Annotated in this window: 11 protein-coding genes; 5 read left to right on the top strand and 6 right to left on the bottom strand. The window is 43.0% G+C overall.

All coding sequences use genetic code 11. The annotated features are described in order from the left end of the window. Nucleotides 1–195: 195 nt before the first annotated feature. The gene (locus tag B1A85_RS10170; protein ID WP_104546775.1) at nucleotides 196–1,941 is read left to right on the top strand and encodes an NFACT family protein; all 1,746 of its coding nucleotides are present in this window, start codon (nucleotides 196–198) and stop codon (nucleotides 1,939–1,941) included. Between the two features lie 348 nt (nucleotides 1,942–2,289). Here the strand turns inward: B1A85_RS10170 and B1A85_RS10165 are convergent, their stop codons facing one another. Beyond that, the gene (locus tag B1A85_RS10165) at nucleotides 2,290–3,963 is read right to left on the bottom strand and encodes an iron uptake porin (RefSeq protein ID WP_104546774.1); all 1,674 of its coding nucleotides are present in this window, start codon (nucleotides 3,961–3,963) and stop codon (nucleotides 2,290–2,292) included. A gap of 265 nt (nucleotides 3,964–4,228) precedes the next feature. Between B1A85_RS10165 and B1A85_RS10160 the strand changes: the two genes are divergently transcribed. Next, complete coding sequence (locus B1A85_RS10160; RefSeq protein ID WP_104546773.1) at nucleotides 4,229–5,239, top strand: metal ABC transporter solute-binding protein, Zn/Mn family; 1,011 nt, start codon at nucleotides 4,229–4,231, stop codon at nucleotides 5,237–5,239. Nucleotides 5,240–5,245: 6 nt separating this feature from the next. Continuing rightward, nucleotides 5,246–6,022: a metal ABC transporter ATP-binding protein gene (locus B1A85_RS10155; protein WP_104546772.1), complete on the top strand. Its 777-nt coding sequence runs from the start codon at nucleotides 5,246–5,248 to the stop codon at nucleotides 6,020–6,022. 107 nt (nucleotides 6,023–6,129) lie between these two features. Here the strand turns inward: B1A85_RS10155 and B1A85_RS10150 are convergent, their stop codons facing one another. Then, on the bottom strand, nucleotides 6,130–6,315 hold the full coding sequence (locus B1A85_RS10150) for a hypothetical protein (protein WP_104546771.1): 186 nt from the start codon (nucleotides 6,313–6,315) through the stop codon (nucleotides 6,130–6,132). A gap of 165 nt (nucleotides 6,316–6,480) precedes the next feature. Between B1A85_RS10150 and B1A85_RS10145 the strand changes: the two genes are divergently transcribed. Further along, complete coding sequence (locus B1A85_RS10145; protein WP_104546770.1) at nucleotides 6,481–8,229, top strand: metallophosphoesterase; 1,749 nt, start codon at nucleotides 6,481–6,483, stop codon at nucleotides 8,227–8,229. Here B1A85_RS10145 and B1A85_RS10140 read toward each other — a convergent pair whose 3' ends face one another. Further along, nucleotides 8,230–8,655 (bottom strand): DUF29 family protein, encoded by a 426-nt coding sequence (locus B1A85_RS10140; RefSeq protein WP_104546769.1) that lies wholly within the window; start codon nucleotides 8,653–8,655, stop codon nucleotides 8,230–8,232. Between the two features lie 336 nt (nucleotides 8,656–8,991). Here B1A85_RS10140 and B1A85_RS10135 point away from each other — a divergent pair, with 336 nt between their 5' ends. Next, nucleotides 8,992–9,306: a hypothetical protein gene (locus tag B1A85_RS10135; protein WP_104546768.1), complete on the top strand. Its 315-nt coding sequence runs from the start codon at nucleotides 8,992–8,994 to the stop codon at nucleotides 9,304–9,306. Between the two features lie 97 nt (nucleotides 9,307–9,403). Here B1A85_RS10135 and hemB read toward each other — a convergent pair whose 3' ends face one another. The 3 genes from hemB to B1A85_RS10120 all read right to left on the bottom strand — a co-directional run bounded on the left by hemB (nucleotide 9,404) and on the right by B1A85_RS10120 (nucleotide 12,292). After that, nucleotides 9,404–10,390 carry a porphobilinogen synthase gene (hemB, locus tag B1A85_RS10130; protein WP_104546767.1) on the bottom strand — a complete coding sequence of 329 codons (987 nt, stop codon included), beginning with the start codon at nucleotides 10,388–10,390 and terminating at the stop codon, nucleotides 9,404–9,406. A 427-nt stretch (nucleotides 10,391–10,817) separates the two neighbouring features. Then, nucleotides 10,818–11,786: a hypothetical protein gene (locus tag B1A85_RS10125; RefSeq protein ID WP_104546766.1), complete on the bottom strand. Its 969-nt coding sequence runs from the start codon at nucleotides 11,784–11,786 to the stop codon at nucleotides 10,818–10,820. Between the two features lie 161 nt (nucleotides 11,787–11,947). After that, entirely contained in the window at nucleotides 11,948–12,292 is a 345-nt protein-coding gene (locus B1A85_RS10120; protein WP_104546765.1) for a DUF4870 domain-containing protein, read from the bottom strand. Nucleotides 12,293–12,717 lie beyond the last annotated feature (425 nt).

The raw sequence follows: 12,717 nt of genomic DNA, 5'->3' as shown, positions 1-12,717 counted from the left end.
CGCCAAGCGCCGTGTGAGAAGCAATTAGGAACCTAACTTTCATGGTATCCACAAAAATTTTGACTTACAAGGCAAAATTCACCGAAAAATCAGCTTTTTGGGGTGTATGTTCTGACTTTTTCCACTTTTCTACCTTTGGAAATCGCTCAAAAGATAGAGCAAAAGTTACAAATTATTGATATTCGTTAATTCGTTTTGCAATCTGTTGATTTTACAACACTAACGGCTGCTGCCAGCGATATCCGCGCGAATTGGCTACCGGCGCGGGTGGAACAGGTTTATCAACGCGATCGCTTTTGGATCTCGCTAGGATTGCGTACGCTCAAACAGCGAGGCTGGCTAGATATTTCATGGCATCCGCAAGCAGCGCGGATTTGTATTGGCGATCCACCACCGCGCAAGCCGGATACGTTTACTTTTAGCCAACAAATCTTACATCAACTCAGTGGTTTAGCTTTGATCGGTATCGCAGCGGTCGCGCCTTGGGAACGCGTTCTTGATTTGCAATTTGCCCGTCGTCCTGGTGAAAACCCCTTATTTCACCTTTATGTAGAAATTATGGGGAAACACAGTAATGTAATTCTCACCGATGCTAATCGAGAGATTATCACTGCGGCGCAGCAAGTCAGCCCGCAACAGTCGAGCATCCGCCCTGTACAAACTGGACAACCTTATGAATTTCCACCAAGTCTTACAAACGATACTCCTAGCTTGCAAGAATCACAACAACGTTGGCAAGCAAAAGTTAGTTTAGTCCCTGGTGCTTTAAAACGTTGTTTGATTAAAAGCTATCGTGGCTTAAGTCCAGCGTTAGTTGAATCAATGATCCGCATGGCAAATCTCGCTCCAGAACAATCAACTGAAACGTTAACACCGTCGGATTGGGAAAAATTATTTCAACGTTGGCAAGAATGGTTAGAAGCTATAGAAAAATCGCACTTTCAACCAGGTTGGACAGCGAATGGATACACCGTACTCGGTTGGGAGATGATTCAGCCGGTCAAAAACATTCAAGATTTACTCAATCAATACTACACTGCCGTTCTTAATCAGCAAGAATTTCAGCAGTTACGCCAACAGCTAAGTCAGAAATTAAAAAATTTGTTAGAGAAGTTGCAAACGAAAGCGAATAACTTTAGCAATCGCCTGCAACAATCGGATCGGGCGGATGAATACAAACAACAAGCTGACTTATTAATGGCGCATCTCCAAGCTTGGGAACCAGGGATGACAAAGATTACCCTCGCGGATTTTGAGACAGGCGCACCTGTGACGATTGCTTTAGAACCTGAAAAAAACGCGGTGCAAAACGCTCAAAGCCTGTATAAACGTAGTGGTAAACTCAAACGCGCGCGCGGTGCGGTTGAACCATTACTAGCGGAAGTTAATGCAGAAATTGAGTATTTGCAGCAAATCGAAGCGGCGATCGCCCAAATCGAAAATTACCACACCAATGCCGATCTAGAAGCCCTCAAAGAAATTCGCGAAGAATTAATTCAACAACGCTATCTCGAAGATTCAGAATACACGCGTCGTAGCGATCCGAATACTGCTAGCACAAACTTTCATCGCTATCGTACTCCGAGTGGTTTTGAATTGCTCATTGGTCGTAACAATCGGCAAAATGACTACTTGACGTTTCGCCTTGCGGGAGATTACGATTTATGGTTTCACGCGCAAGAAATTCCTGGTAGCCATGTTTTACTCCGCCTCGATCCTGGCGCAGTACCAGAAACTGCTGATTTACAGTTTACAGCAAATTTTGCAGCTTACTACAGCCGTTCGCGCCAAAGTGAGCAAGTGCCAGTAGTTTACACTGAACCCAAATACGTCTACAAACCCAAAGGCGCAAAACCAGGAATCGCACTCTACAAAAACGAACGCATTTTGTGGGGACAACCGCAAGACGCGGCAGCTTATCTTCAAAGGGGTGAGGGGTGAGTTGTATGGAGAAAATAGTATTCTTCCTCTGCTTCCCTGCTAATAACCCTTGATCCCCAACACTTTACCGTTGCTCCCTTGTTAAACTGAGCTTTACAGTTTCTTGAGAAATTTACAACCTAGCATCTATCTCTCGGAGGAGTTATGTCAAGAAACTGTAAATTTTGATAAAAAAATCTGTGTTTCCTGTTACAATGTCTTTATAGAAGACGAGGAAAGTTTATCAGGTTTTTAACCCGCTATTGCCTTGGGAACGCGTAGTTTGGGTTTCCTCGAATTGAGAAACAACGCAAATAAATTTAATTAGACCAGCTGTGGTAGGCTGGTCGTTTTGTATTCTAGATAAATCTAGAATGAGAAAGTCGTGCGGATCGCACCGATTACGATATCCTGATTAGCATTGTTGAAATCAGGTGCAGTAATCCAAATCACGCCTGGAGTAATTGCCAAATTGTCAGTGAGTTGTAGCTGATAAAACGCTTCGATGTGCAACGACAGATCTTCATCAGTACCTAAGTCTGGAAGAACTAAACCAGGATTAGCCGCAATCAAATCCGCCGCCGCAACTGGGTTGAGTGCCACACCAGTACTAGTTAACCGTGGTTCCATACCGACGATAATACCGAGTAAATTTCCTTCGCGACCCAAGTCAGGAAAGGCTAGAGTCACTGCATAGTTAAAGATGTCGCTGTCGCCACGTTCGAGGAGTCCGCCTAAGGTGGAAAGTAAGCGTGTATTGGTGTAACCAGCCCAGCCCCCAATCACAAAGTTATTACTGATTTGCCACGAAAGCTGCACGCCGTAGGAGTTACTGACAGTGGGAATCTCGACGGGTTCTAAATTCAAATTCTCGAAGAAAGCGTCATCAAAGCGTGCAAATGACGCGCGGCTACTACCCGCACCTGTATCGCTAGCATTGTAGGAGTTAATATAAGTTAAACCAATATTAAAGCGATCGCTCGGTCTTAAAACTAACTGGGCGATACCTGCATAAGGTCCATTAAATAAACCGCTACCGTCGAGAGGGCTACTCGCATCGGTGGCTAAATATCCTAAGCTGAGTTCCAAATTATTGCCGAGTTGTTGGCGAATTCCTACGCCTGCGCCGTCACCAAGGTTATAAATTGGGTTACGCGTACCAAACGCCGACAGCGCCCCAGAACCACCATCACCGTCCAGGACGTTCAAAGTGTCGGTATAGTCGTAGAAAGCACCACCTGTAAAGCCTAAAACAACTTCTGTCGTTTCGCCTAGAGGAAAGCTATATAAAAGCGATTCGAGTCCAACGTTATTTGCTTCATCTTGGGTAAACGCTAATTCGCCCTCGGTTATTCCCGTCACCTCAGAAAAGCCAGGAAAATTGCCTGTTGAGATGAGTGTATACAGTTGATCGCTACCAGTAAAACTCGTATTAAATTCAAGGCGCGTTCGCTGTCCGAGAATAATCGACTCATCAAGGTCATTTCCGTCAGCGTCTTGTCCAGAAATAATTCCGGCTGCGCCGACAATGACTTCGCCTGTGAGTTGTGTTGTTGTTGAGAATTGATTCGCTTCTAGTTCAGCGACAGTGGCTTCTAAAGCATCAGTTCGACCGCGCAGCGTTGCTACTTCAGCGGCAAATTCTTCTTGTAGTCTTTGGAGGGTGGCTAAATCTTCGCGCGTCACCTGATTGGCTGTGGCTGTTGCGATTAACTCATTCACGCGGTCAAGACACGCATTCAAACCGGCGGCAAATTCGTATCTTGTCAACGCGCGATTGCCGCGATACGTACCATCAGGATAACCCGCAATACAACCGTAACGTTCGACTAACGATTGTAGCGCTTGAAATGCCCAGTCTGTCGGTTGGACGTCAGACAACTGCGAAACTGATGTTACTTGTGATAGCGCATTCGAGTTAAATTCGGTGGGTTCTTGCGCTAATACTGGATTGCTGACAAATGCGATCGCACTTGTACTCGCTGCTAGCATCACCCCCGAAACAACAGAATGACATCGCAAGCGCTTCGATTTTTGCTGCATTTTGTTTTTCCTCACACCCACTTAGAATACAAGTTTCCTCGATTTGATAGCAGATGACAATTACTTTTGTAAAGACTGGAGTCAGAGGACGCACTGTAGCGCAAACCTACGTGAGGTTTTAAGAATGTCTTAACTTGATTGACCCTTGCTGCAAGGGAAAACACTTCTCAATCCTTGTTAGAATAAGATTCATTCTCATTTTTATGAGAATAATATCCATATTCACAAGTAGTGGTTATTACCCTTAGCAAAAGAATTAGGAGAGATGGTGATTCGCCAGAAGCTACAACAACATCGTCACAAGCGTAATGTCTTGTCGCTGATTGCACTTTTACTATTATCAACAGCTTCAGGTTGTAATCCAGCGACGCAAGAAACCCAAGCACAACAAGCACAAGAATCTCCTGCACCGCAGTCTGAACAAATTCGCGTTGTCGCGACGTTTTTGCCGATGTACTGGTTTACGCGGGCAGTCGCAGGAGATCGGGCGCAAGTAGACATTCTAGTACCGCCAGGTAGCGAAGTCCATGACTATCAAGCAACACCTGCAGACGTACAAGCGATCGCAACAGCAAATGTCTTGGTGAAAAATGGCTTAGGAATGGAAGACTTTTTGGAAGGAACCATTCAAAACGCTGGCAATCCAGATTTAAAGATCGTCGATTCCTCTAGTGGCATTGAACCTCTGGGCGAAATTTCTCCAGTAGAATCGGTAAGCGAACACGGTCACAGTCACAGTCACGGTCACAGTCACAGTCACGACCATGCAGATGGAAATCCACACGTATGGCTCGATCCTGTGTTAGCTAAACGACAAGTCGAAAATATTCGAGATGGTCTCATTGCCGCCGATCCAGCAAATAAAGATGCTTATCAAGCAAATGCAGCTGCTTATATTCAACAGCTAGAGCAGACACACAATCAATTTCAACAAACGCTGCAAAATTATCCAAATTGTACGTTTATCACATTTCACGATGCTTATCCCTACTTAGCAAATCGCTACCAATTACAGCAAGTTGCAGTTGTCCAAATTCCTGAAGATCAACCATCGCCAGGAGATATCCAAAGAGCTGTGAATGCTGTCAAAAAGTATGATGCACAAGCAATATTTTCTGAACCTGGAGTTGATAACAATTTACTGAAAAGTCTGTCTCAAGATTTGGATATCCCAATATATCCCATTGACCCCTTAGAAGCAGGACCTACAGATCCACAGCATTACTTCACAGCAATGAGTGAGAATCTACAAACTATCGAGTCGGCATGTCAGTAAACTAAAATGACATCGCGTATTCTTAATTCACACCCAATTTTAAAAGTTGAAAACCTGACTGTTTACCGACATAACTATTGTGCGGTGCGTGATGTCTCTTTTGAGTTATTACCGGGGACAAATACTGCTATTGTTGGTCCTAACGGGGCGGGGAAAAGTACTTTAGTGCAAGCTATTTTAAATTTAATTCCCCACTCGGCTGGTAAGGTAGAAATTTTCGATCGTCCCCTGGAACGCCTAGGACACTTGCGCCACTTGTTAGGGTATGTACCGCAAAACTTTATCTTTGACCGCACTTTTCCGCTATCGGTAAGCGAATTAGTCGGTTTAGGTTGGGTAAAAAAGGCGAAAAGTCCTTTTTGGTGGAGCGCTGAACAATCAGAAAAAAAAGCAGCGATCGCTCAAGCTTTACGGCGCGTTGGAGTTTATCATTTACGCAATCAAGCAATCGGTACGCTCAGCGGTGGAGAGTTGAAGCGGGTGTTACTTGCTTATTGCTTGGTCATACCCCGAAAACTCCTCGTTTTAGATGAAGCGTTTGCGGGTGTGGATATGCAAGGCGCAGCAGATTTTTATAATTTACTCCACGAACTTCAGCAAGAAGAAGGCTGGACAGTACTGCAAGTTTCCCATGATATTGATATGGTTAGTCGGCACTGCGATCGCGTCATTTGTCTTAATCAAACTCTCGTTTGTACTGGAACTCCAGAAATTGCGCTTTCTCCAGAAAACTTACTCGCGACGTATGGTCCAAGTTTTAGCCGCTATCAACATCAGCATTGAAGCAAGCATTATTTTCGATGACCGCATAGGCATAGAAAAAAGTCCCAGTCAAGCCACTGGGACAGGAAGGCTATTTACTTAGGAAGTTGAGTACAGCTACTTTAACTTCAAGCTTGCGCCGTTTCATCTTCACCTAGCTGCTGTTCCACTTTCCCAATCGCCGCATTGATACCAGCTAATTTGGTTTCTAAGTCATCTCGCATCCACTTAAGAAACCGCAGCCTGCGTTCTAACAAGCTTTTACGCGACACAGGTTCGCCACCGTAGCAGCTACTACCCCAAAAAGGAAACATAGCTCACCTCAAAAACTATAACTCTATTTACAATTGTGTCTCTAGATTTACTGCGGAGGGTGGGAAAATCATAGCGAGAAAACCGACCTCACTCTCACATGGTCTTCTTCACTGAAATAGAAAGTGGCAGCATCATAACTTAGCTAGAGTGGACGAAAAAACAGTATGTTCAAAGCCAAAGGTTACTTACAGCGTCTGGGTCGCAATGTTATCCTAGCGGTGCTGCTTGTGCTGATCTGCTCTAATCTATTAGAGGTGCGCTCATCTGAACAACCAATTATGAATTCTGCGCCACAACTATTAAGCGATCCCTTTTTGCAATTACCAACCGCAACGACAGTTAATGTTGTTTGGTTTACCGAGTTTGCGGGAACTGAACATCAAGTTTTTTATGGTAAAAATTTAGAACAAAGCGCGATCGCCACAACGACAAAACTCAGCCGCACGCGCGAAGATCGAGATTCTCACGCTAAAAATCAATATCAACAACCAACACCACGCGATATTTGGCGACACGAAGCCGTTGTGCGCGATTTAAAGGAGGGCGATCGCCTTCCGTATCAGGTGACTAGCACAACAGAGGAGGGAAAAACCGTCTCTAGTCGCGAATTTACTCTTGCACCCATACCAAAGCCAGGAACGCCACTCAAAATTCTTTTAACTTCCGATCATCAACTTAAACCAATGACGGCGGCAAATTTGCAGAAAGTCGTTGAAACTGTTGGGCGAGTAGACGCAGTATTTTTCGCCGGTGACATGGTAAACGTCCCCGATCGCGCTTCTGAATGGTTTGATGACAGTCGAGGTTGTGCTTTTTTTCCTTGTCTCCAAGGGCGTGGTAACTATGAGTTAACCAAGAATAATACAAAAACGACTTATAGAGGCGGAGAAATCATTCAACACGCGCCACTATTTTCTGCGATTGGCAATCATGAGGTAATGGGGCGGTATGCGCGTAGCGACAGTTTAGATGGTGAGTTTGACGATGCAGTTCCCCGCGCAATCGCTAAAGCAAGATTGCAAAATGCAAGCGATCGCACTATTAAGGATCATTCATTTAATACCGACACCTACGAAGAAATCTTCACTCTCCCCAAAAGTAATTCAGGCGGAAAAACCTACTATGCGCTTAGCTTTGGTGACGTTCGCTTAATCGTACTCTACGCCACGAATGCTTGGCGCTATCCTCATCTTGATGGCAAGTTTAAAGGTAAATACCGCGAACGCGAAGCCGATTTAAATCAACCTGAAAATTGGGGTTATGGACAGCATATTTTTGAAGCGATCGCGCCTGGTAGTCCTCAATATACGTGGTTACAGCAAGAACTTTGTAGCCCAGAGTTTCAACAAGCCAAATTCAAAATTGTGATGTTGCATCATCCTCCACACTCGCTTGGAGGAAACGTTGTCCCTGCCTACACCGATCCCGTGCAAATTATTGAACGCCACAACGATGGCACGATTAAAGCAATACGCTACGAATATCCCCAAGATGCTGATTATCTTATCCGCGATGTTGTTCCTTTACTAGAAGCAGCAAACGTGCAACTTGTATTTTATGGTCATTCGCATCTGTGGAATCGCTTTGTGAGTCCTGATGGAACGCACTATCTAGAAACGTCCAATGTCGGTAATTCCTACGGCGCGCACGTCGGCGAAAATAAACGTCCTATCCCTGAGGGTTATCAAGAAAACTACGCAGCCATCGGAGATCCTAACGGGCGAGAACCAGTCATGCCAACAATTGCACCTTTCTCGGATGAAAATGGTCACCCCACTCCTTACATTGCAAGTAACGATATTACAGTTTTTAGTATTTTCGATACAGCCAGTGGTTTGATTAGTAGCTACGCATTTGATACGCGCGAACCTAATTCAAAAGTTGTAAAATTTGATGAATTTTCGCTGAAATAATCACTCTTCTTTTAGTAATTTCATTGCCCTTGTTATTATTTGTTCTCGACTAACCATTTTGTCGAGTTCCTCTTTTTCATATATCCCTTCAAGAGCTTCAATTGCAGCTTTTTCTAATGCCAGTCCATAAGCATCCTGTAATGTTTCAATTAATTCGTCTTCTGTAAGGTAAGTTCCTTTTGCTTTGTGTCGCTGATTAGTCCGTTGAATCTGCTTAATAGCATTACGAATTGAAAGTTCCCACGAACGGGTAGTGCGATTTTCAACCGCTTGCTTGATTAAATGTAATAATAGTATAATTCCATAGCTAAAGATTTTATTCAATTTATCAGATTTACTCATTTCTTCAAGTTCTTCAACTAACTCCAGAGCCTCAGTCACTTTGCCCTCGTGAAGCAGTTGTTTAAGTGTCATTAATTCTTCCATTGGTCGCATTCACATATTGAATTAGTCAAGTTTTTAGTAGTAAATTATGTCTTAATTCGCTAATGGGTAATAGATAATAGAGATTTTCCCCGATTATCCGATACCTATTAGCTCATTACCAGCACTCAAGTTACGTTGCTCCCTATCATGTATTTTTGCAGTTTTTACAGTACGCGATAACGAAACGCCCCTGCCTCTCTGGCAGAGCGCCGCTAACTTTTACCAACTCCCTCGTTTTGTAAAGTCCTGTTGCAAACCTGTCAAAAACCTTTAAAAATCATCTACAACACAGTCAGGGCTTTAATCTAGAACTTTAAAACTACCTAGCAGAAGATTATGATGAATAACATCCAAAAATATCGCTTTGTCTGTACTTTGACCTTTGGTGATATCTACGGTCAAATCATCGTTTGGCTGATTACGATTACCGTAAGTTTAGCTACTGCTATGGCGCTCATGGGCGCTAGACGTCCAATTTATGCTCTTGCTACTGTAGGGCTAATTATCTTACTCTCACTGCCTTTCCTACTGTTTGCTTTTGTGACAACGCTGTTGAACCATATCGAATTGGCTCCTGTAGATACAGCCACTAAAAAACAACCAATCCCAGGTAACGTATCTCAACAACAACCCGTAGAAGCTGCTAGCTAAAGAAATCACTTACTCGGTAAACGTGTAATGAGAATAGCAAGTCCCTACCACTTCGTAGGGATTTTGCTTTGCGTCTTATCAATAAAAAGTACGCTGCCTATAATGACTGCAGCCACCGCGCTGCGTCTTTAGCGTGGTAGGTCAGAATTAAATCTGTACCAGCACGTTTAAAGCTCGTTAATGTTTCTAAAACGACGCGCTGCTCGTCAATCCAGCCATTAAGCGCTGCGGCTTTCATCATGGAATACTCGCCAGAGACGTTATACGCTGCAACGGGTAAGTTACTTGCTTCCTTGACGCGCCAAATAATATCCATGTATGCTAGTGCGGGTTTTACCATCAGCATATCTGCACCTTCAGCAATATCCAGCGCAATTTCTTTTAAAGCTTCCCGCGCATTCCCAGGGTCCATTTGATAAGTTCGGCGATCGCCAAATTGGGGCGCTGATTCCGCCGCATCGCGAAAAGGACCATAGTATGCCGAAGCATACTTTGCTGCGTAAGACAATATCGGTGTATCTTGATATCCTGCATCATCCAATGCACCGCGTATTGCCTGTACAAAGCCATCCATCATTCCAGAAGGCGCAATAATATCTGCACCAGCTTTGGCTTGAGATACTGCCGTTTTCTTTAATAATTCTAGTGTCGGATCGTTTAAGACTCTGCCTGTTAAATCGCCGACTTCTAAATAACCACAATGCCCGTGCACCGTGTACTCGCACAAACATGTATCTGCAATCACAATCAAGTCTGGAACAGCTTCTTTTACAGCAGTCGCAGCTTTTTGCACAATTCCGCAATCGTGCCATGCGCCAGTTGCATCGGTATCTTTATCTTCAGGAATACCAAATAAAATAATCCCAGGAATGCCTAAATCATAAACTTCCTTGGCTTCTTCGACAATCTTATCCACTGATAACTGGTAAACACCAGGCATCGACTTTACTTCTTTGGCAATACCTTCACCAGGCACAGCAAATAAGGGATAAATTAAATCGCTAGTTGTTAAAACAGTTTCGCGTACCATCCGACGTAGCTGCGGATGCGTTCTCAAGCGACGAGGGCGATGAATGGGAAACATGACGTTTGTCTAAACAATTAAACTCGAATCGAGTAGCTTATTTTTTGCAGTATAGTACGCTCAGTTGCCCAGTTTCCTCAAAATAGTGATTCTGATAAATTAAGATATATTTCCTGAGTATAAGAAGTCGAATACTTGAAATTTGGCTCAATAAATGATAAGATTTTCTTCATAGTGGAAATCTGTACATTTTTTTTAAAACAACTCATATTTCCATTATTAAAAACACTTGCAAGTATAATACTACAAATAGCCTCTATATAGCTCAGAAAAAACCTCAATTTTGAGATTTGACTTGCATAAACTATCCGAGTTTTACTCAAATGTCCTCCATGTAACCAAATGCCCGTGTTTGGGCGGGCGATCGCATTAACTTAAACCTTTGGTAAGAAGCCGATATTTTGCAATCAATGCAATAGTCAATGATTTAAGCAGCAAGCGGGTGGGTTTCTCGTAAAATGACTTCAGTAATTGCTTTAACAACATCGCGACTTTCCCAATAGCTACCGTGCGCATCACCGCCATGTAGTACTGCTAAAAACGAGTTGCTAATGAGTTGCACTAAAAAATCTGACAAATCTGCATTGCTAGTCACCATGTCTTGAATATCTAAGAATTGTTGCTTGCCATCGACTAAATCAGGCATGATTGTTGCGAGTGGATAGGCTACGGGATCGCCTGGATGAATGAAATTGCGCCAGGGTAATGGTTTTTGTCCGCGTGCTTGATAAAGTTGCTCTAATAATGCTTCTAGTTGTGGGGTAATATCGTGGGTAGCGATTTGTTTAGCTTGCTCTTCCCCAGAAACGACATTGATTAAGTTAAAAAAAGCAATTGGCGAACCCATAGTATGGATACTCGAAAGCCGAATTCCATGCAGGGGTTCGGGCTTAACGCCAAAAATCCCTTGACGAATTTTCCGAACACTTTCGTACGCAGGTAAGTCGGGATTATCCCAACGCGCTGCAAACAAGACGTCAAACAAAATCACAGTACCCCAACTATGTGCAACTAAATGCATGCGATCGCCTGGTGCTGGATGAGTAGGAAGTGCTTCCCTTAGTTGCTGTGCGATCGCGATGACGACTTTAGAACCAACATGACGGCTAATATAAAGTGCTGCATCGCCAACAAACTGCATCAGTTGCTGTTCGCGGAACTTGCGAAACCACATTTTTTTCCACGTTGGTGATTGCTGTAATCTCTTTAATAACTTGTCTTCTTCTGGCTTATTCGCATCACCCCAGTAAAGAGAAATATATTTGCGCGCGAGACTCGGTAAATGACTGGCGACTTCGCGATCAATTCCCTCAATCAACTTATCTGCGTAAGTTTTGACTTCGCGTTCCTCGCGAGTATTCACACCATGAATGAAGACAACATAGTCCGTAGCCATGCAACACCTCTGTAGAAGTGACGATAGCTAGAACTTCACTTTGGTGCTAGTAAAATCCGCTAAGAGTTTAGGAAAATTCAAATAAGCCTTGTCTGGAAGCGACAGCATAAGAGTGCGATCGCCCAAGCTATATACCACGCGAGGCGAAGCACTCTACTTGCTTAAAATACTCGAAAAATAAAAGGATAGCGATAAACTTGATCGGGATTATTCAGGATTTGTACAATTCCTAAAATTGGCAGTCCCCAGTGGAACAGAAATAAAATGGGTCCTAGAATTAACCCTAGTGCGCCCAAGGTCACAAAAGCTAGAATTGCAATAATGATGCCATACAACCATACATTAAAATGAAAATTAATAGCTTCTTTAGCATTATCTTTTACCACAGGATCTGAAGATAAAAATAATGCAGCTATTGGAATTCCTATCGCCACTAACGTTGTACTAAAAAAAATTGATCCGTGGCAGAGTACCGAAAGAATTTTCCGTTGATCTGAGTCGTACATTACATTTCCTCAATTCTTACTAATTACTATACAAAAGTATAAACTCGCAAGGATACTATCTTTAGTTATATTTTCGTTTCTTTAACCAGCTACTGTATTATTTTTTGACACTGTTTTAATAGTTTGATATTTGATGAGTATTTAACTTGCGGGAAAGTATATCTTAAAAAAGATGATTCTATAATTTAAAAAATGCTTGGTAACTAAGAGTAAGCGCAATCTCAAAAACTCTAAAACACTCTTCAAAAAATCATGCGATTTCATCGCTAACTATTTCCTTTGTACTCTTAGCGCCCTTTGTGGTTCTTAAAAAGAAATCTTACAACGCCAACAAGAATACTATCGCACAGCCAGATAAATCAAGACTTTGCTCCAAATAATTTTGTATAATTATCGAAGACCAAAAACCATAATTCTCATAACAA

It is taken from the genome of Chroococcidiopsis sp. TS-821 (assembly GCF_002939305.1).
GTDB lineage: Bacteria > Cyanobacteriota > Cyanobacteriia > Cyanobacteriales > Chroococcidiopsidaceae > Chroogloeocystis.
The sequence above is the reverse complement of the archived record's forward strand: the minus strand, read 5'-3'. Positions and strand labels throughout refer to the sequence as shown.